Source organism: Achromobacter sp. D10, from assembly GCF_035282245.1.
Classification (GTDB): domain Bacteria; phylum Pseudomonadota; class Gammaproteobacteria; order Burkholderiales; family Burkholderiaceae_B; genus Achromobacter; species Achromobacter insolitus.
In genome coordinates, this window is sequence record NZ_JAYJLE010000003.1 from 365,651 (window position 1) to 384,109 (window position 18,459).

Sequence of the window (18,459 nt, forward strand, 5' to 3'; positions counted from 1 at the left end):
CAGAATGGGTGCTTAGCTCAGTTGGTAGAGCGGCGCCCTTACAAGGCGTAGGTCACAGGTTCGACCCCTGTAGCACCCACCAAAAGCCCAGGCTGTATCCGATACGCGCTCCGCACAAAACCCGCACACGTCATGGTGGCGGGTTTTTTGTTTTTGGCGTTGATCTGTTGCCGTGCTGCTCCATGCGCGTGGGTCGCTGCCTGTAGTGTCCGCCTCGAGACGCATCGCTTGAATCCATTGATCCAGGTCAGAAATGTAGGACCGGATCAGATGAAATAGGACGTGCGAATCATTCGCATTTAAGATATTATTGTGGGCTTGTACCGGTCAGCCGGCGTCGCCATCGCGTGTGCGTCTTTCCCTGGCTGGCCGGATAAGTCAATGCACCCTGGCTGATTCATGCCTAGTTTTCAACGCGGTTGGAATTCATCTTCGCGCTCTTCATTCGGTATACGCGCAGGCGCTGGCCTGACGGTCCTGGCGCTTCATGCGGCAGTGATCGGCGCCATCTTCATGGCCCCCGAGAATCGCCCTGAACTCGAGGAACCGGAAGCCATCATGGTGAGCGTGGTGGATGCGCCCATTCCCCAGATCGCCAAGGCCGAGCCGACTCCCGAGGAACAGCAGCCGGTGACGGAAACACCGCCGGAGCCGCAGCCCGAGGTTGAACCCGAACCCGAGCCCGAGCCTGAACTCAAGCCCGAGCCGGAGCCTGAACCCGAACCGGAACCGGTGGTTGAAAAGCCGCCGATGCCGGCGCCCAAACCCAAGCCCAAGCCGCAGCCCAAGCCTAAACCCAAGCCCGAGCCCAAGCAGGACGTCAAGCCCGAGCCCAAGCCCGAACCGCCCAAGGCGCCGCCCAGCGGCGCGCCCGAGGGCACGCAGGCGCCGCAAGGGCCGCAGCAGGGGCCGCCGCCGGACCAGCCGGTGCTGGTGTCCAGCATCGAGTTCCAGGGCGCGCGTCCGATGCCCAATTACCCGATGGCTTCGCGGCGCATGCGGGAGGAGGGCCGAGTGGTCGTGTTGGTCGAGATCAATACCCAGGGGCTGGTCGAGCGGGCAACCATCGACGCATCCTCGGGCTTTCCGCGCTTGGACGAATCGGCGCTGGCAGCCGCCCGCAAGGGCCGTTTCAAACCGTATACCCGTAACGGCGTGGCCTATCCCGCCAAAGCCAAAATTCCGTTCGATTTCGTAATGAGGAACTGAGATGTCCAACGCACTGCATAGCGCCACCCTGGTGGCGCAGGCGACCACCAGCCCGGCGGCGCCGGCTGCCGCCGCCGCTGCGCCCTCCGCGGCTGGGGCCGCGCCCGCAGCCCAACAAGCCGCCGAGACGGTCGGTGCCGCGGCTCAGCAAGCCGCTGGCGCCGTTCAGCAATCGGCGGACGCGCTGCACGGCGCCGCTGCCGCGCTGCCCTCGGCGTTGCCGGCCGCTCCGGCTCCCGCCGCGGTTCCCGACATGGGCTTTCTGCACTTTGTGGCGCAGAGCGACTTCGTCGGCAAGAGCCTGTTCATCATCCTGATCCTGATGTCGCTGGTGACCTGGTATCTGATCCTGGTCAAGGTCGCCAGCAACGTCAGCATGCGCAAGCGCTCGGCGGATTTCCTCAACAAGTTCTGGAATGCCAGTTCGCTTGAACAGGTCGAAAACGAGATCGTCACGCATGGCGCCCGCGATCCGTTCTCGCACCTGGCCAGCCACGCCATGCATGCGCAGGCGCATCACAACAAGTTCGGCGCGACCAAGCTGGAAGAGTCGGGCAGCAATTCGGATTTCGTCACGCGCACCATGCGCAAGGTGATCGACGAAGAAACCGCCAAGCTGGAAAACGGCCTGACCGTGCTGGCTTCGGTGGGTTCGACGGCGCCCTTCGTAGGTCTGTTCGGCACGGTTTGGGGCGTGTACCATGCCCTGGTCGGCATCGGCCTGTCCGATGGCGTGACCATCAACCGTATCGCCGGTCCGGTGGGCGAAGCGCTGATCATGACGGGCCTGGGTCTGGCGGTCGCCATTCCCGCGGTGCTGGCTTACAACACCTTCGTGCGCAACAACCGCGTGTTCCTCTCGCGCCTGGACGCGTTCGCGCATGATTTGTTCGCGTTCCTGACCACCGGCCAGCAAGTCGCGCTGTCCGACGGCAAGGTGCGCGCCCTGCGCCGCCAGGGCGGCAATGGCGCAGTGGCTCAACGCGGGAGCGAATAATGGCCTTTGGCAGCTTCGAGGGCAAAGGATCCGGAAGCCATACGGTTTCCGAGATCAACATGGTGCCCCTGATCGACGTCATGCTGGTGCTGCTGGTGATCTTCATCATCACCGCGCCGCTGCTGGCGCACTCGATCAAGATCAACATGCCCCAGGTGGCCGCCGAGCAGATCGAGGAAGAGCCCAAGACCGTCGACCTGGCCATCGACGCCAGCGGCGCGTTGTTCTGGGACGAGAAGCCGGTCAATATCGACGACCTGCCCAACCGCTTCAAATCGATCGCCGGCACCAAGCCGCAACCCGAGATCCGCATCCGCGCGGACCAGAACACCCGCTACGAGACACTGGCCAAGGTCATGGCCTCGGCGCGCCGTTCGGGCATGACGCGCATCGGGTTCGTCACCACGCCGCCCTCGGGCGGCGCCGCGGGCGCGGCAGCTCCTGCCGCTGGCGGGGCCGCCCCCGCTCCGTCCGCACCTTGAACGCTTCCCGGCCCCGGGGCGCATTTCGCGCCCCGCTCCGGCCGGGATCGCGCTAGAATCGCCGCATGCGAGTTCTGGTAATCGAAGACGACACCACCCTGGGCCACGCGCTCCAGGAATTTCTGGCCGACCAAGGCTATGCGGTCGACTGGCTGACCGAGGGCGACCGGGTTCTGGGTGCCTTGGCAGGCCAGCCCTATGACCTGATGCTGCTCGACCTCAACCTCCCGGGCATGAGCGGCCTGGACGTGCTGCGGCAATTGCGCCAGGACGGCAATCAGGTCCCCGTGCTGATCCTCACCGCCCGCGATGGCATCGAGGATCGCGTCGCCGGCCTGGACGCCGGCGCCGACGATTACGTCACTAAACCTTTCGAACTTCCCGAGCTGGCGGCGCGTGTGCGCGCTTTCGGCCGGCGTCGCGCCGGCCAGGCGCAGCCGCTGATCGAAGTCGGTCCGCTGGTGTTCGATACCGTCGGCCGCGAGGTCCGCGCCAATGGCCAGCGCCTGTCCTTGTCGGTGCGCGAGCTCTCCGTCCTGGAAATGCTGATGGCCCGCGTCGGCCGTGTCGTGACCAAGCGCCAGATCGTGAACTCGCTTTCGGCCTGGGATGCCGACTTCAGCGAAAACGCCGTCGAAGTCTATGTGTACCGCCTGCGCAAACGCCTTGAGGGCACGGGCGCCAGCATCCAGACGGTGCGCGGCTTTGGCTACATGCTGGATGTGGAAACGGCCTGACGGCCCGGCTACGGCCGGATTGCGCCGGCCGAGCGCATCCATCCGCCTAGGCGAGGGCATTGCGTCATGATGCAGGAACGCACTCCTACCGCTACCCCGGTTGCCCGTCCTTTGCTCCCCTCCCGTTCGCTTGCGCGGCATCTGGTCATCCGCCTGATGCCGCCGATCCTGCTGCTGGTCCTGCTGGACCTGGCGGCTACCTGGGTCATCACGCACAAGATCGACATGTCGCTCTGGATGCTGGAAGATTTCTTCTGGCTGATGGTGGTGGGGCAGGTGGCGCTGATCGCGCTGTTCACATGGGTCGTGGTGCAGGGCGTGCGTTCCGGGCTGCGTTCGGTAAACCACCTTTCCGAAGAGATCAGGCAACGTTCCATCGACGACATGCAGCCGCTCGAAGTGGCCGGCGTGCCGGTCGAGATCGAGCCGCTGGTCACGCACACCAATGACTTGCTGCTGCGCCTGGATGCCTCGCTGGCGGCGCAGCGCCGTTTTATTGGCCATGCCGCGCATCAGTTGCGCACGCCCTTGTCCGGGCTGCGCCTGGAGTCCGAATTAATGCTGGCGCGTCCCTTGCCCGACGACGTGCGAGCTCGGGCTGAACGAATCAAGGCCGTGAGCGACCGCATGATACGCCTGGGCCAGCAGCTGCTGGTCCTGGCGCGCGCCGACCCCAACGCCCGCCCGCAAGACAGTTTCGTGCGCATCGACCTGTGTGAATGGGTGCGGGCGCACGGCGCGGAATGGTTTCCGCGGGTGCGCGAGGCGCATTACGAACTGGACCTGGTGGCTCCCGACGCGCCCATCTGGATCGACGCCGATCCCTTATTGCTGGCCGAGCTGCTGGGCAATCTCATCGACAATGCGCTGCGCTACGGCAACAAGACCGGCCGCATCACGCTGATCGTCGGTGCGAATCCGCCGTCGCTGACCGTGGAGGACGACGGGCCTGGGATTTCGCCGGACGAGCGCGAACGCGTATTCGAGGCTTTCTATCGTTCGCCGACGGCCACCGCGGGCGGGTCCGGCCTGGGCCTGGCCATTGTGCGGGAAATCGCCCACGCGCATGGCGCCTGGTGGAAGCTCACCAGCCGCCCGGACTTTGCAGGAACACGGCTGTCCGTCGTGTTTCCCGGCCCTCGCAAGGGGGCCCAACTTACTCGTCAAGAACCGACATCATGAGCCAAGGTTCGGTCAGCGTACCTACGTCGTCCAATGCGCAAGCCCTGGGCGGCCACGCCCCCTCGTCGCGGGCCGCACTCATCCTGGGGGCGCTGGGCGTGGTGTATGGCGATATCGGCACCAGTCCTCTTTATACGTTGCGGGCCTGTTTGACGGGCTTGAGCGTGCACACCGACTTGGAGCCTGCGCACCTGCTGGGCGTGCTGTCCATCCTGTTCTGGATGCTGATGGTCGTGGTGTCGTTCAAGTACGTGACCCTGGTGCTGCGCGCCGACAACCGCGGCGAGGGCGGCACGCTGGCCCTGCTGGAACTGGCGGTGCGCGGGCGCGAAGGCAAGCTGCGCTGGGTACTGATCGTGCTGGGAATCTTCGGGGCGGCGCTGTTCTATGGCGACAGCATGATCACGCCCGCGATTTCGGTGCTCTCGGCGCTGGAAGGGATAGGCATCGTGTCGCATCAGCTGGACGCCTGGGTCGTGCCGCTGTCGCTGGTGGTGCTGATCGCGCTGTTCGCGATCCAGTCGCACGGCACGGGCGCCATGGGCAAGCTGTTCGGCCCGGTGATGTTGCTGTGGTTCGGCACGCTGGCCGCGTTGGGCGGCTGGCAGATCTGGCAGACGCCGGAAGTGCTGCGGGCGCTGAATCCGATGTGGGGATTGCGCTTCATCGTCGAGTTTCCCTGGATCAGCTTCGTTCTGCTGGGCGCGGTGGTGCTGGCTCTGACCGGCGCCGAGGCGCTGTATGCAGACATGGGCCACTTTGGCCGTCCGGCGATCCGCCGGGCCTGGTTCAGCATGGTGCTGCCGGCCTTGACGCTGTGCTATTTCGGGCAGGGCGCACTGCTGCTGCGCGACCCGACCGCGATACGCAATCCGTTCTTCATGATGGCCCCGGAATGGGGGCTGGCTCCGCTGGTGGCGTTGGCCACCATCGCGACTATCGTGGCTTCCCAGGCCGTGATCTCGGGCGCCTATTCGGTTACCCGCCAGGCGGTGCAACTGGGTTTCTGGCCGCGCATGCAGATCCTGCATACCTCGGCCATCGAGAAGGGCCAGATCTATCTGCCGCAGGTCAATGCGCTGCTGCTGTGCGCGGTGCTGATCCTGGTCCTGCTGTTCCGCAATTCGGACAACCTGGCTGCCGCTTATGGTTTCGCGGTGACGGGCACGATGTTCACGACGTCGGTGCTGGCTTTCGCCGTGTTGCCGCGCGGTTCGACCGGCCTCAAGCGTGTGCTGTGGATGGTGGCGCTGGGCCTGTTGCTGTTATTCGACGTGCTGCTGTTTTCGGCCAACGTATTCAAGATCCACGAGGGCGGCTGGCTGCCGCTGCTGGTGGCGATCGTGGTGTTCACGCTGATGATGACGTGGCGTCGTGGCCGCCGGCTGCTGTCCGAGATGCAGCAGCGGGACCGCCAGCCGCTCAAGGAATTCATGTCGCAGCTCGAAGAGTATCCGCCGTCGCGGGTGCCGGGCACCGCGATCTTCATGACGATGAATTCCGGCAATGTGCCGCCGGCGTTGCTGCACAACCTGAAGCACAACAAGGTGCTGCACGACCATGTGCTGTTCCTGACCATCCTGGTGGCGGATGTGCCCTATGTATCGGCCGAGGAGCGCTTCTCCGTGACCAAGCTGTCGGCATCGAGCTGGCAGGCGACGATCAACTACGGCTTCAAGGAAGACCCGGATGTGCCGGAGGCGTTGCGGCTGGTGGCCGAGGCGTATCCGGAGATCGATCTGGAGCCGATGCGTACGTCGTATTTCCTGTCGCGGCAGACCGTGGTGGCGGCGAAGAAGCCGGCCTTGTGGCGGTGGCGGCGTGCCGTGTTTTCCTTCATGGCGCGCAATTCGACGCGGAGCACCAAGTTTTTCAAGATTCCGGCCAATCGGGTGGTGGAGATGGGGATGCAGGTGGAGCTTTAGGCTACTGCTTGCTGCTTGACGGCGCGTTGCATTCTTTTGACGCCTGGGGCGGGTTTGGTGGAGGATATTGCGGGGCTTGCCCCCTGCCGGCCGCGCGGGCGGCCTCTGGGGGCTTGGGTGTGTCTTGCGATTGGTGTTTGTAAAGCAAAAAGCCCTTCGGCATGCCGAAGGGCTTTCTGGTTTTTGGCGTTGAAGAATTACTTCTTCTTGCCTTCGTCGCTCAGCTGGGGCAGCGAGGTGCCGGAGGAGGCGAGCAGGCCGGTCTTTACGTAGGTGAAGAGCTTGCCGCGGGTGTCGACGATGTCGAGGTTGCGCATGGTGAGCTGACCGATGCGGTCCGCGGGAGTGAACGGAGCGTTTTCGACCTTTTCCATGGACAGACGCTCGGGAGCGTAGGTCAGGTTGGGCGATTCGGTGTTCAACAGCGAGTAGTCGTTACCGCGGCGCAGTTCGATCGTGACTTCGCCGGTGACGGCGCGCGCGACCCAGCGCTGGGCGGCTTCGCGCAGCATGATGGCTTGCGGGTCGAACCAGCGGCCTTGGTACAGCAGGCGGCCCAGCTTGCGGCCGCTTTCGCGGTACTGCTCGATGGTGTCTTCGTTGTGGATGCCGGTGACCAGGCGTTCGTAGGCGATGAATAGCAGGGCCAGGCCCGGGGCTTCGTAGATGCCGCGGCTCTTGGCCTCGATGATGCGGTTTTCGATCTGGTCGCTCATGCCCAGGCCGTGGCGGCCGCCGATGCGGTTGGCTTCGAGCATCAGTTCGACCGGGTCGCTGTATTCCACGCCGTTCAGGGCGACCGGATGGCCTTCCTCGAAGCGGACGGTGACTTCCTCGGCCTTGACGGCGACGTCGTCGCGCCAGAAGGCGACGCCCATGATGGGCTTGACGATGCGGATGCCGGAGTTCAGGTGCTCCAGGTCCTTGGCTTCGTGGGTGGCGCCCAGCAGGTTGGAGTCGGTGGAATAGGCCTTCTCAGCCGACATCTTGTAGTCGAAGCCGGCTTGGCGCATGTATTCCGACATTTCGGAACGGCCGCCGAGCTCGTCGATGAAGCGCTGGTCCAGCCAGGGCTTGTAGATCTTCAGGTCCGGGTTGGTCAGCAGGCCGTAGCGGTAGAAGCGCTCGATGTCGTTGCCCTTGAAGGTGCTGCCGTCGCCCCAGATGTTGACGTCGTCTTCCTTCATGGCGGCCACCAGCATCGTGCCGGTGACTGCGCGGCCGATCGGGGTGGTGTTGAAGTAGGTGATGCCGGCGGTCGAGATGTGGAACGCGCCCGATTGCAGGGCGGCGATGCCTTCGGCCACCATCTGCGCGCGGCAGTCGATCAGGCGGGCCTTCTCGGCGCCGTAGGCCATGGCCTTGCGCGGGATCTCGTCATAGTCGGACTCGTCGGGCTGGCCCAGGTTCGCGGTGTAGGCGTAGGGGATGGCGCCGTTGTTGCGCATCCACAGGAGCGCCGCGCTGGTGTCCAGGCCGCCGGAGAAGGCGATGCCGACCTTCTGGCCGGTGGGAAGGTTCGGGAGGATAGTGGTCATTGTTTGAAGTGAGACGCCAACAGGACTTTGACAGCAGACTTTGACAGCAGCTAGCCGCCAAACAAGAAAAACAGACTCTATTTTAACTCTTTTGGTGGGAGCGGCCCGGCGGGGCGAACAGCGCCGGCAGCTCCAGCCGCCGGATCAGGAGCGCGGTGGCGGTAGCGAGCCGCGTGGCCGGCCGGTGGCGGGCGCTGGCCAGCACCAGGTTGTTGGTGATGGTGGGGGCCACGATGTCGCACAGCGACAGTTCGTGCTCCGCAGCGGGACCGCGCGCTGCCGAGCGCGGCAGGATGGCGTAGGCGTCGCCCTGGGCGGCCAGCTCGACGATGGTCTGGACCGCGTCGACCTCGACGGCGATGGTCAGGCGCACCCCTTGGGCGCGGCACACGCTCTCGACCAGGGTGCGGATGGCGTTGGGCAGGCTGGGCACGACCAGCGGGTAGCTGCCCAGTTCTGCCACCGCGATGCTTGGGGGCAGGGCGGGCCGGTGTCCGGCCGCGGCCACCAGCACCAGGTCTTCGCGGAACAGGGATTCATAGGCGAGCTGGGGCGAGGGCGCCGGGTCGTAGAGCAGCGCCAGGTCGACCCGCCCGGCCAGCAGCCATTCGCGCACCTGGGCGCTCAGGCCTTCGGCCACGGCAATGGAGGCCTCCGGGAAGCTGCGGCGGAAGGCCTGGACCAGCGGTGGCGTCAGCACCCGCGCGATCCGGGGCGGCAGGCCCACGACGACCTTGCCGGTGGGCGTTTCGCGCAGGGTTTGCAGGTCTTCCTTGGCACGCTCGGCCAAGGTGAGCAGGGCGCGCGCGTGTTCCAGAAAGCGCAGCCCGGCCTCGGTGGGCTCGGCGCCGCGTCCGTTGCGGTAGAGCAGGTGCTGGCCGAGCTCCAGTTCCAGTAGGCGCACCTGGCGGCTGAGCGTGGGCTGGGCCACATCCAGCATTTCGGCCGCGCGGGAGAAGCTGCGCCTCTCGGCCACGCGCAGGAAGTACTCGATTTGCTTGAGGTCCATAAGATATTTGGAAAATCTATATCTGAAATCAAAGATATAGCATTGTTGGGAGGCGAGCAATCCGGGACCATGGCGTTTTCAACGTAGGAACCCGCCCGTGTCCGATTGCCGTCCTCCGCTCGCGTCGCCGTCCCGCCCCCGTCACGCTTTGCCGCCGGGCGCGTGCGATGCGCATTGCCACGTATTCGGGCCGGCGGACGTATTCCCGTATGCCGAAGGCCGTTCGTACACCCCGCCGGACGCGCCCTACCAGGCCATGGCGGCGCTGCATGAGCGCCTGGGCGTGGAGCGCGCGGTGGTGGTGCAAGCCAATTGCCATGGATCGGATCATCGTGCCTTGCTGGACGCGCTTGCCCGCAGCGCGGGGCGTTATCGCGGCGTGGCGCTGCTGGGGGCGGATGCCACCGAGGCCGCCGTCAGCCAACTGCATGATGGCGGCGTGCGCGCGGCCCGCTTCAACTTCGTGCCGCATCTGGGCGGCGCGCCGGATCCGGCGGTCTTTGACCGGGTGGTGGCGCTGATTGCGCCCCTGGGCTGGCATCTGTGCCTGCATCTCGACGGCGCGATGTTGCCTGAGTTGCTGCCGCGCCTGACGGCGCTGCCGCTGCCTTTCGTGGTCGATCACATGGGGCGCCTGAAGGCGGGCGACGGGCTGGAGTCGCCGGCGATGAGGGCGTTGCTGGACCTGTCGAGCGTGCCGCAAGCCTGGGTCAAGGTGTCGGGCATCGACCGCATCTCGTCCGGCAAGCGGCCGTTCGCGGAGGGCCTGCCCTTCGTGCGAGCGCTGGCCGAGGCTTTGCCCGACCGTTGCCTGTGGGGCACGGATTGGCCGCATCCGAACGTGGCGGGCGACATGCCCGACGACGGCGAGCTGGTCGACCTGCTTTTTGATGCCTGTCCCGACGCGGCCTTGCGCCAGCGCATCCTGGTGGACAACCCGGCGCGGCTGTACGGATTCGAGTAGGCGTGGCAAACGCGGCCGCCATCAGACGGTGCGTGCAAGACAAGAAAATTCCATTCAATCAGGAGACATCATGTTCAAGAAAATACTGTCCGCCGGCTTGCTGAGCCTGGCCGCCCTGGGCGCAGCCCGGGCCGAGGGGCCCGTGCGCCTCATCATTGCCTTTCCCCCTGGCGGGCCGGTGGACCTGGTCGGCCGGGTACTGGCCGAGCAGCTGGGCAAAGAGCTCAAGCAGCAGGTCATCGTGGAGAACAAGGCCGGCGCCAATGGCAACATTGCCGCGGCCTACGTGGCCAAGGCGCCCGCCGATGGCTCGGTGCTGTTCCTGACCAGCGTGGGGGCGGTCGCAATAAGCCCGGCGCTGTACAAGGACTTGCCGTACGATCCGGCGCGCGATTTCGCACCCGTGTCCAAGGTGGTGAACAACGCCACGGTGTTCGTGGTGAACCCCTCCAATCCGGCGGTCGACGCGGCGGACTTCGTCAAGAAGTCGCAGGCCGCGACGCAATCCGTCGCGATTGGCTCGTCCGGCATAGGCAGCATTCCCCACCTGACCCTGGAAATGTTCGCCGACGCCAGCAAGGCGAACGTGATGCACGTGCCCTACAAGGGCGCCGCTCCGGTCATTAACGACGTGATGGGCAACCAGGTGTCGGGATTCTTTGGAGATGTGCCCGGTCTGATCGGCCATATCCAGGGCGGCAAGCTCAAGCCGCTGGGTATCGCCGCGCCGACCCGCCACCCTCTGCTACCCGAGGTCAAGACCCTGGCCGAGCAGGGCATCGCCGGAGTGGAATCCAACAACTGGTATGGCATCGTCGCTCCTGCCGCTACCCCGCCGGCCACCATCGACAAGCTCAACCAGGCCGTGCGCGCCGCGCTGGGGGCGGAGAGCGTGCGTGCCCGCCTGGAGAAGTTTGGCGCCCAGGCCGCGCCTGGCAGCCCGCAGGAACTGGCGGACCTGATCGCGTCCGATCGCGAGAAATGGACCGCGCTGATCCAGCGCAAGAATATCCGTCCGGAGTGAAGATGAATGCATGCAGAGTAGGGTTGGTGACGCCGGGCACGCGCCCGGAACTGGCTGACGTCGAGGCGCGGATTGCGGCGGCGCGCGGGCGCATTTCGCCCCTGTACCAGGTGCTGCTGAACAGTCCGGCCGTGGTGCAGGGGTGGGAAGCCATGCTGACCGCGATCCGCCTGAATACGGCCGTGCCGCCGCGGCTGCGCGAGCTGATCATCCTGCGGGTGGCGACGTTGAACAACGCGCCCTATGAGTTCGAGGCGCATGTGCCGCACGCGCTGGCTGCGGGAATGCCGCAGACGCTGGTCGACGCGTTGCGGGGCGGTCCGGCTGCGTCGGCGCTGCCGGGCCTGGAGCCGGGCGAGGCCGAGGTGCTGGCGCTGACGGACGCCATGACGCGCGACATCGAGGTACCCGACGCGGTGTTCGCGCCGCTCAGGGCGCGCTACGATGACACGCTGCTGGTGGAGCTGGCCGCCACCGTCGGCGCGTACAACATGGTGTCGCGCTTCCTGGTGGCCTTGCGCGTCGGGCATTGAAAAGGAGATGACTGTGCCGGAAACCGTATTGCTGGTGTCGCTGGGAGAACGATTCGACGAGCCGCGCGGCCGCGATCTTGCGCAGACGCTGACCCAGGGACTGGAGGGCGTGCGCGCCGCCGCGTATGCCGCCGTGGACGAGGACGAGACCTACGTCTATCTGCATGGACCCGCAGCGTCCTTGCCGGAGGTTCTCGCGCGTCTGGCCGAGAGTTTTCCGGGCGCGCGGGCGCGCGTACTGCATCCCACGCTGGAGCTCGCTGGCGCCTCGGCGGGACAGGACGCGCCTTGGCACTACATCGTGGAAACCGACGTGCTACCCGAGGCAGAGGCCGACTTGAACGCCTGGTACGACCAGGAACACCTGCCGGGCCTGGCTTCGGTGCCGGGCACCGTGCGCGCCATGCGCTTTGAATGCCGCGACGAATCGCCGCGCTATCTGGCGTGCTACGACCTGCATACGCGCGAGACTTTCGGCAGCCCGCCCTGGCTGGCCGTGCGCGCCAGCGACTGGAGCAGCCGCGTGCGACCGTCGTTCCGCAACACCCGCCGGACCATGTTCAAGCGGATCGCCTAGGCGTTGCCCGCGCAAGAAAAAAGGCCTGCGCATCGAAAGATGCGCAGGCCTTTATTTTGCTGCGGGGGCCTTACTTGATCTGGCCCAGCAGCAGGAACTCCATCAGCGCCTTTTGCACGTGCAGGCGGTTTTCGGCTTCGTCCCAGACCACGCTTTGCGGGCCGTCGATGACTTCGCCCGTGACTTCCTCGCCGCGGTGGGCGGGCAGGCAATGCATGAACACGGCTGCGGGATCGGCGGCGGCCATCATTTCGGCGTCCACGCACCAGTCGGCGAAGGCAGCGCGGCGCTCTTCGTTTTCGGCTTCATAGCCCATGCTGGTCCATACGTCGGTGGTGACCAGGTGCGCGCCCTTGCAGGCTTCCATGGGGTCCTTGAACTGGCGCAGCACCTTGGCTGGCGGAGTGCCGATGCGCGAGGCTTCGAGCTCGTACCCGGCCGGGGTGGACACATGCAGCGTGAAGCCCAGCATTTCGGCGGCCTGCAGCCAGGTGTATGCCATGTTGTTGGCGTCGCCCACCCAGGCTACCGTCTTGCCGGCGATGGGGCCGCGGTGCTCGATGTAGGTGAAGATGTCCGCCAGGATCTGGCAGGGGTGGAATTCGTTGGTCAGGCCGTTTATCACGGGCACGCGCGAATGCGAGGCGAAGCGCTCGATGCGCGTTTGCTCGAACGTGCGGATCATGACGATATCGACCATGCGCGAAATGACGCGCGCGGTGTCTTCGATGGGCTCGGAGCGGCCCAGCTGCGAATCGTTGGAGGTCAGGTTGATGACCGAACCGCCCATCTGGTACATGCCGGCCTCGAACGACACGCGAGTGCGCGTGCTGGCCTTTTCGAACACCATCGCCAGCGTGCGGTCGTGCAGCGGCATGTGGGGTTCATAGCGCTTGAACTTGTCCTTGATCAGGCGTGCGCGGTCCAGCACATAGGCGATCTCGGCGGACGAGAAGTCCTTGAACTGCAGGAAGTGCCGCAACGGGCCGTTTTGAGTCGTGGGAGGAGTCATGGTGATGTCGCAGGTCATAGGGCCCGGCCAGGCTCATGGCCCGGGCGGGACGTTGATTTTATGGTGTTTCGGCCAGGAATTCCTGGATGAGCGGAACCAGGATGGCGACGATGCGGTCGGCTTCGTCACGGCTGAGGATCAGCGGCGGCAACATGCGGATGACGCGGTCGCGCGTGACGTTGATGAGCAGCCCTGCCTCCATGGCGCGCATGGCGAGCACGCCGCAGGGGCGGGCGAGCTCGATGCCCAGCATCAGGCCTCGGCCTCGGATTTCGGTGACGCCCCGCGTGCCGGCCAAGGCATTGGCCAGGGCGGCTTGCAGGTGCTGGCCCACGGTGTGGGCGTTGTCCAGCAGTCTTTCGGATTCCAGCGCGTCCAGTACGGCCAGCCCGGCCGCGCACACCAGCGGGCCGCCGCCGAACGTGGTGCCATGGCTGCCGGGCGTGAGGACGCCGGCGGCGGGGCCGGCGGCAAGCATGGCGCCGATGGGCACGCCGCCCGCCAGGCCCTTGGCCAGGGTCATGACGTCGGGCACGATGTCGGCCCACTGGTGGGCGAACCATTTGCCGGTGCGGCCAATGCCGGACTGGACTTCGTCGATCATCAGCAGCCAGCCGCGCTCGGTGCAGAGCCGGCGCACTTCCTGGAGATAGGCGATATCGGAGGGGCGGATGCCGCCTTCGCCTTGCAGCACTTCAAGCAGAACGGCGGCCACGCGCGGTTCAGCGTCGCCGGCGGAGCGCACCGCGTCCACGCTGTTGTAGGGCACCTGGATGAAGCCCGAGGGCAGCGGTTCGAAGCCTTTGCGCGCCTTTTCGCTTCCCGTGGCCGCCAGCGTGGCCAGGGTACGGCCATGCCAGGACGAATCCATGGTGATGATGTGGGCGTGCTTGTTGCCACGCTGGTAGGCGTAGTAGCGCGCCAGCTTGATCGCGGCTTCGTTGGCTTCGGAGCCGCTATTGTTGAACGCGACTTCCTGCATGCCGGACAGTTCGGTCAGGCGGGCGGCCAGCGCGGTCTGCTGCGGCACTTCGTAGATGTTCGAGGTGTGGATGACGCGGGCGGCCTGCTCGCTGATGGCGGCCACCAACTTCGGATGGGCGTGCCCCAGGCAGGACACGCCGATGCCGGCCAGCGCGTCCAGGTACTTGCGGCCCTGGTCATCCCACAGCCAGACTCCCTGGCCGTGCGTGAACGCTACGGGCAGCCGTGAGTAGATGTTGGCCAGAGGCGAGGTCATTGCGGATCCTCCTGGGGATGAAGCGGACTTCGCCGGGACTGGCCGGAGTTCCTGTCGGAAGCTGCCGGTCTGGAGCTGCGGGCCGGAAGTTGCCTGCCTGGCAGCCGGTTTCCCAGGGCGAATCGCTTTTTGAAAGAGGGCAAAGGATCAATCATATACAATTCGCGGCGCAGGGCGCATGTTTGATCACGCCGAAGATCCGGCTTTCGTGAAGGGCGCGCTGTAGTGAAGAACTCATGGCAACTCGCGTCAGACAATTCGTAATTCATGGCGTTACCGAAAGCGGTAGCCGCTTTCGCCCCAGCGACTGGGCGGAACGGCTCGCCGGCGTAATGGCACAATTCCGGCCCGCCGGCTGTGCCGGTAACCACCTCACCTATTCGCCCTATGTGCTGCCCGTCGTGATCGACGGCGTGCGCGGGATCGTGGTCGATTTGCGTTTGCGCGATCTGGAACCGCTGGCGTACAAGTTTGTGGTGGATTTCGCTCGCGACAACAACCTCAAGACGGAAGAACGCGAAATCTAGCCTTCCTGAACCAAAAAGCGCCCGAACCGGGCGCTTTTTCGTTGGGGGCTGCGGCACGCCCATCGGGCGGGGCCGCCCCTACGTGCCGTAACGGTCCAGGATCTTGCGGATATCGCGCACGCCCGGGCCGTCCGCGGTCAGCAGGGCGCGCGCGGTCACCGACTCCAGGTGATGCTCCAGCAGGTGCAGCACGTGCTTTTCGTCGCGCGCGCGCAAGCCCGTCACGATCTCCATATGTTCGCTGACCGCGCATTCGCTCGAATGCGGACGGCCGTAAAGGGCCAGGATCAGCGAGCAGCGCGACACGATTTCATTGACATAGCGCGCATACACGGCGTTGCCCGAGAGCTCCGCCATCAGGATGTGGAATTCTCCGGACAGCCGGATGGACTCGTTGGTGCTGTTGCGCTTGCGGGCTTCCTCTTCCTGGGCAACGTGCTGCTCCAGCCGGGCCAAACCGGCTTCTGTGATGTGCTGCAGCAGCCGGCGCGCGACGTCGCGTTCCAGGCAGCGGCGCGCCTCGAAGATGTCATGCGCCTCTTCCAGGCTGGGCCGGGCCACCGCGGCACCGCGATTCGGCCGCAAATCCACCAGCCCTTCGCTGAACAGGCGCGTCAGCACGCCCCGCACGATGGTTCGACTGACGCCGAAACGCTCGCCGATGATGTCCTCGGGCAGCTTGTCGCCGGGTAGCAGGGCCTGCTCGATGATGGCGCGGCGCAAGTTTTTGTATACGATTTCGTTGCGACTGACGTCTTTCTTGGCGGGCTCGTTGGCCGGTGGCGCGAGGGACTTCATCTTCTTCTTTGGCTCCTATGCCTGCGCGCTTTCAGAGTATTGGAATAGTCCGGCAGACGCTGCCGGCGCGCATTTTTCTCAGTGCGGAAAGCATACTACACCCTGGGCTAAGGGTTAGCGATAGCTTGTCGCCGCAATTGTGCGGAGTACATTGGCGACATAAATCGTATACAAATTTTTATACAAACCAATCTGGATTGTCTTAAAAGAACCTTATTGTTTGTATACAAATCAAAAGGCTGATCCATGTCCGCAGTACGCCAGGCCGCCGCCACCGCGCAGTCCGTTTCTTCGCCATACCGCCTGTTGGTGGTCAATGGCAACACGACGTCCGAACTGACCTCCAGCCTGGCCAGCCAGGCCGAGGCGTTTTACGGCGGTTCGGTCCATATCCATGCCGTCACGGCCGGGTTCGGCCCTGCCTATATCGCCAGCCGGGCGGAGGCGGCGATCGCTGCCCACGCCGTGCTGGACGTCGTGGAGAAGGCGGTGGAAACGCCGGCCGGGTTCGACGCCTGCCTGCTGGCGTGTTTCGGCGAGCCCGGCATCGGCGCGGTGCGCGAACGCCTGGATGTGCCCGTGGTGGGCATGGCCGAGGCCTCGATCATGAGCGCCATGCAGCGGGGCGACCGCTACGCCATCGTGACAGTAGGGCAGCGCTGGCCCGGCATGCTGCGTGAACAGATCCGCCAACTGGGGCTGGAGTCCCGGTGCGCCGCCATTCTGGCCCTGCCGGGCAATGCCCTGGACTATGTCTCGCGTTCGGGGGAGTCCGCGCTGCACGTCAGCCGGGCGCTGGACGCCGCAGTGGCGCAGGGAGCGGACGTCGTCATCGTGGCCGGCGCCGCGCTGGCCGGCTACCTGCCCAGCCTGCCGCGCCTGCCTGCCGTTCCCATCATCGATTCCTACCGCGCCGCCCTGGCCCAGGTGCTCGCGCTTGCGTCCCTGGAGCGCGCGCAGCGTTTGTCTCCCATCCGCGCGGACGCGCATTCCTAGCTTTTTGCCGTACCCACCGCGCCGGGCACGACCCCGGCGAGATCAGACCGATACACAAGGGAGAGTTGCAGCCATGAAGACTTTGCTCAAGTGGACCGCGGGCGCCGTGATCGCGCTGTCGGCCATGACCGGGGCCAGCGCCGCCAACACGTTGAAGTGGGGCGCCGCCCGGGACCTGGATTCGCTGGATCCGTATTCCTACGGCAGCACGTTCAACCTCGCGTTCCTGAATCATGTGTACGAAGCGCTGATCCGCTATGACGACAAGTTCAACATCACGCCCGCCTTGGCGGAATCCTGGGAGAGCACCTCGCCCACGGTACTGCGTTTTCACTTGCGCAAAGGGGTGAAGTTCCACAATGGCGCGCCGTTTTCGGCGGACGACGTGGTGGCTTCGATGACCCGTGTTTCGGACGACGCCTCGCCATTGAAGGGCAACCTGCCGGCATTCAAGGCGGTGCGCAAGGTGGACGATCACACAGTGGATATTGAAATGACGCATCCGTATCCGCTGATGCTCAATGATCTGACCAACATCTTCATCTTCAACCGCCAGTGGCTGGTGGACAACAACAGCCTGAAGCCCACCGACGCCGCCAAGAAGATCGAAGGCTACGCCACGCACAACGCCAACGGCACCGGCCCCTTCAAGGTGGAGTCCTACCGTCCCGACACGCGCACCGTGCTGGTCGTCAACCCGGGGTGGTGGGACAAGCCGCGCCACAATCTGGACCGCATCGAATTCACGCCCATCGCCTCCGCGCCCACGCGGGTGGCGGCCTTGCTGTCGGGCGACATCAACTTTACCGAGAATGCGCCGCTGCAAGACCTGGACCGGCTGCGCGCGGCAACCAACGTCAAGGTGCTGGCCTCCACGGAGCTGCGCACGCTGTACTTTGGCTTCAACCTGGGCGACAAGCTGGTCGGCTCCAACATCACCGACAAGAACCCGTTGAAGGATCTGCGGGTGCGCCAGGCGCTGTACATGGCTTTGTCGCCGGAGCTGATCCAGAAGCGCGTGATGCGCGGCCTGTCGCGTACGACGGGCGCGCTGGTGGCGCCATCCATTCCGGGCTACGAGCCCAAGCAGGAAGAGCGCCTGCCGTTTGACACCGCCCGCGCCAAGAAGTTGTTGGCCGAGGCCGGCTACCCGGACGGATTCACGGTGTCGCTGCTGTGCTCGAACGATATGTTCGTCAACGAGGAGGAAATCTGCCAGGCGGCTGCGTCCATGTGGGCGCGTATTGGCGTCAAGGCCTCGCTGGCCAGCGGCCCGCGCTCTCTGCAGAACCCCAAACGTTCGCGCGGCGAGTTCGACATCACCATCCATGGCTGGGCCAACGAGCCGCAGATCGACGCGCTTTCCATCCTGCTGCAGGTGATGCACAGCCGCAGCGGCCCCGCTGGAGTCTTCAACTGGGGGCAATGGGGCGATCCGGCGCTGGATGCCAGGATCGACGCGGCCGCGGCCGAAATGGACCGTCCCAAGCGCGTGCAGATGATGGCCGGCGTGCTGCAGACGCTGCACGACGACGTGCGCTTCGTGCCGTTGCATCAACAGCCCATGGCCTGGGCCGTGGGCCAGAACGTGGGTGAAGTCCTCCAGATGCCGGACAACAAGGCGCGCCTGTGGACTGTGCGCATGCAATGACGCCGCAAGCCGCCGCCCGCCGGCGGTCCTGGGAACGACAACGGTCTGAAGGGAGCCG

Annotated in this window: 18 protein-coding genes and 1 tRNA gene; 14 read left to right on the forward strand and 5 right to left on the reverse strand. The window is 65.4% G+C overall.

Features of this window, described 5'->3' with window-relative positions:
• Positions 1–6: 6 nt before the first annotated feature.
• The 7 genes from VCS63_RS11945 (at position 7) to VCS63_RS11975 (ending at position 6,532) form a co-directional block, all read left to right on the forward strand.
• Positions 7–82, forward strand: a tRNA-Val gene (locus VCS63_RS11945).
• Between the two features lie 317 nt (positions 83–399).
• The gene (locus tag VCS63_RS11950) at positions 400–1,209 is read left to right on the forward strand and encodes an energy transducer TonB (RefSeq protein WP_042792705.1); all 810 of its coding nucleotides are present in this window, start codon (positions 400–402) and stop codon (positions 1,207–1,209) included.
• Position 1,210: 1 nt separating this feature from the next.
• A complete protein-coding gene (locus VCS63_RS11955) occupies positions 1,211–2,206 on the forward strand; it encodes a MotA/TolQ/ExbB proton channel family protein (protein ID WP_042792706.1) in 996 nt (331 codons plus the stop codon).
• A complete protein-coding gene (locus tag VCS63_RS11960) occupies positions 2,206–2,688 on the forward strand; it encodes an ExbD/TolR family protein (RefSeq protein WP_063641614.1) in 483 nt (160 codons plus the stop codon). The genes VCS63_RS11955 and VCS63_RS11960 overlap by 1 nt, the downstream gene beginning before the upstream one ends.
• A 65-nt stretch (positions 2,689–2,753) precedes the next feature.
• Positions 2,754–3,425, forward strand: coding sequence for a response regulator transcription factor (locus VCS63_RS11965; protein WP_006218435.1), 672 nt, complete (start codon positions 2,754–2,756; stop codon positions 3,423–3,425).
• 66 nt (positions 3,426–3,491) lie between these two features.
• Positions 3,492–4,607, forward strand: a complete 1,116-nt coding sequence (locus VCS63_RS11970; RefSeq protein WP_223306431.1) for a sensor histidine kinase — start codon at positions 3,492–3,494, stop codon at positions 4,605–4,607.
• Positions 4,604–6,532, forward strand: coding sequence for a potassium transporter Kup (locus VCS63_RS11975; protein WP_164794336.1), 1,929 nt, complete (start codon positions 4,604–4,606; stop codon positions 6,530–6,532). The genes VCS63_RS11970 and VCS63_RS11975 overlap by 4 nt, the downstream gene beginning before the upstream one ends.
• 197 nt (positions 6,533–6,729) lie before the next feature.
• Here VCS63_RS11975 and argG read toward each other — a convergent pair whose 3' ends face one another.
• Positions 6,730–8,070 carry an argininosuccinate synthase gene (gene argG / locus VCS63_RS11980; protein ID WP_042792708.1) on the reverse strand — a complete coding sequence of 447 codons (1,341 nt, stop codon included), beginning with the start codon at positions 8,068–8,070 and terminating at the stop codon, positions 6,730–6,732.
• A gap of 82 nt (positions 8,071–8,152) precedes the next feature.
• Positions 8,153–9,079, reverse strand: coding sequence for a LysR family transcriptional regulator (locus VCS63_RS11985; RefSeq protein ID WP_063641612.1), 927 nt, complete (start codon positions 9,077–9,079; stop codon positions 8,153–8,155).
• Between the two features lie 97 nt (positions 9,080–9,176).
• Between VCS63_RS11985 and VCS63_RS11990 the strand changes: the two genes are divergently transcribed.
• From VCS63_RS11990 to VCS63_RS12005, 4 genes are all read left to right on the forward strand, one after another.
• Complete coding sequence (locus tag VCS63_RS11990) at positions 9,177–10,043, forward strand: amidohydrolase family protein (protein ID WP_076812213.1); 867 nt, start codon at positions 9,177–9,179, stop codon at positions 10,041–10,043.
• Positions 10,044–10,113: 70 nt separating this feature from the next.
• Positions 10,114–11,067, forward strand: a complete 954-nt coding sequence (locus VCS63_RS11995) for a Bug family tripartite tricarboxylate transporter substrate binding protein (RefSeq protein ID WP_063641611.1) — start codon at positions 10,114–10,116, stop codon at positions 11,065–11,067.
• A 2-nt stretch (positions 11,068–11,069) separates the two neighbouring features.
• Entirely contained in the window at positions 11,070–11,600 is a 531-nt protein-coding gene (locus VCS63_RS12000) for a carboxymuconolactone decarboxylase family protein (protein ID WP_063641610.1), read from the forward strand.
• Between the two features lie 13 nt (positions 11,601–11,613).
• Positions 11,614–12,177, forward strand: a complete 564-nt coding sequence (locus VCS63_RS12005) for a DUF4286 family protein (protein WP_104654052.1) — start codon at positions 11,614–11,616, stop codon at positions 12,175–12,177.
• 70 nt (positions 12,178–12,247) lie between these two features.
• On the opposite strand, the gene argF is transcribed toward VCS63_RS12005, so the two are convergent.
• Together argF and VCS63_RS12015 are read right to left on the reverse strand one after the other, a co-directional pair.
• Entirely contained in the window at positions 12,248–13,189 is a 942-nt protein-coding gene (gene argF, locus VCS63_RS12010; RefSeq protein WP_042796867.1) for an ornithine carbamoyltransferase, read from the reverse strand.
• Positions 13,190–13,247: 58 nt separating this feature from the next.
• Positions 13,248–14,429 carry an aspartate aminotransferase family protein gene (locus VCS63_RS12015; RefSeq protein ID WP_076812222.1) on the reverse strand — a complete coding sequence of 394 codons (1,182 nt, stop codon included), beginning with the start codon at positions 14,427–14,429 and terminating at the stop codon, positions 13,248–13,250.
• Positions 14,430–14,665: 236 nt separating this feature from the next.
• Between VCS63_RS12015 and VCS63_RS12020 the strand changes: the two genes are divergently transcribed.
• On the forward strand, positions 14,666–14,956 hold the full coding sequence (locus tag VCS63_RS12020; RefSeq protein WP_013392635.1) for a DUF3579 domain-containing protein: 291 nt from the start codon (positions 14,666–14,668) through the stop codon (positions 14,954–14,956).
• A 78-nt stretch (positions 14,957–15,034) separates the two neighbouring features.
• On the opposite strand, the gene VCS63_RS12025 is transcribed toward VCS63_RS12020, so the two are convergent.
• Positions 15,035–15,754 (reverse strand): GntR family transcriptional regulator, encoded by a 720-nt coding sequence (locus tag VCS63_RS12025; protein ID WP_076812225.1) that lies wholly within the window; start codon positions 15,752–15,754, stop codon positions 15,035–15,037.
• 246 nt (positions 15,755–16,000) lie between these two features.
• Between VCS63_RS12025 and VCS63_RS12030 the strand changes: the two genes are divergently transcribed.
• Positions 16,001–16,750 carry an aspartate/glutamate racemase family protein gene (locus tag VCS63_RS12030; protein ID WP_323879887.1) on the forward strand — a complete coding sequence of 250 codons (750 nt, stop codon included), beginning with the start codon at positions 16,001–16,003 and terminating at the stop codon, positions 16,748–16,750.
• A gap of 73 nt (positions 16,751–16,823) precedes the next feature.
• Positions 16,824–18,401 (forward strand): ABC transporter substrate-binding protein, encoded by a 1,578-nt coding sequence (locus tag VCS63_RS12035; RefSeq protein WP_323879888.1) that lies wholly within the window; start codon positions 16,824–16,826, stop codon positions 18,399–18,401.
• Positions 18,402–18,459 lie beyond the last annotated feature (58 nt).

Excerpts from the sequence above, each read along its gene's own strand:
- VCS63_RS11950 (WP_042792705.1), top strand. The coding sequence starts at position 400 with ATGCCTAGTTTTCAACGCGGTTGGAATTCATCTTCGCGCTCTTCATTC.
- VCS63_RS11955 (WP_042792706.1), top strand. The coding sequence starts at position 1,211 with ATGTCCAACGCACTGCATAGCGCCACCCTGGTGGCGCAGGCGACCACC.
- VCS63_RS11960 (WP_063641614.1), top strand. The coding sequence starts at position 2,206 with ATGGCCTTTGGCAGCTTCGAGGGCAAAGGATCCGGAAGCCATACGGTT.
- VCS63_RS11965 (WP_006218435.1), top strand. The coding sequence starts at position 2,754 with ATGCGAGTTCTGGTAATCGAAGACGACACCACCCTGGGCCACGCGCTC.
- VCS63_RS11970 (WP_223306431.1), top strand. The coding sequence starts at position 3,492 with ATGATGCAGGAACGCACTCCTACCGCTACCCCGGTTGCCCGTCCTTTG.
- VCS63_RS11975 (WP_164794336.1), top strand. The coding sequence starts at position 4,604 with ATGAGCCAAGGTTCGGTCAGCGTACCTACGTCGTCCAATGCGCAAGCC.
- argG (WP_042792708.1), bottom strand. The coding sequence starts at position 8,070 with ATGACCACTATCCTCCCGAACCTTCCCACCGGCCAGAAGGTCGGCATC.
- VCS63_RS11985 (WP_063641612.1), bottom strand. The coding sequence starts at position 9,079 with ATGGACCTCAAGCAAATCGAGTACTTCCTGCGCGTGGCCGAGAGGCGC.
- VCS63_RS11995 (WP_063641611.1), top strand. The coding sequence starts at position 10,114 with ATGTTCAAGAAAATACTGTCCGCCGGCTTGCTGAGCCTGGCCGCCCTG.
- VCS63_RS12000 (WP_063641610.1), top strand. The coding sequence starts at position 11,070 with ATGAATGCATGCAGAGTAGGGTTGGTGACGCCGGGCACGCGCCCGGAA.
- argF (WP_042796867.1), bottom strand. The coding sequence starts at position 13,189 with ATGACTCCTCCCACGACTCAAAACGGCCCGTTGCGGCACTTCCTGCAG.
- VCS63_RS12015 (WP_076812222.1), bottom strand. The coding sequence starts at position 14,429 with ATGACCTCGCCTCTGGCCAACATCTACTCACGGCTGCCCGTAGCGTTC.
- VCS63_RS12020 (WP_013392635.1), top strand. The coding sequence starts at position 14,666 with ATGGCAACTCGCGTCAGACAATTCGTAATTCATGGCGTTACCGAAAGC.
- VCS63_RS12025 (WP_076812225.1), bottom strand. The coding sequence starts at position 15,754 with ATGAAGTCCCTCGCGCCACCGGCCAACGAGCCCGCCAAGAAAGACGTC.
- VCS63_RS12030 (WP_323879887.1), top strand. The coding sequence starts at position 16,001 with ATGTCCGCAGTACGCCAGGCCGCCGCCACCGCGCAGTCCGTTTCTTCG.
- VCS63_RS12035 (WP_323879888.1), top strand. The coding sequence starts at position 16,824 with ATGAAGACTTTGCTCAAGTGGACCGCGGGCGCCGTGATCGCGCTGTCG.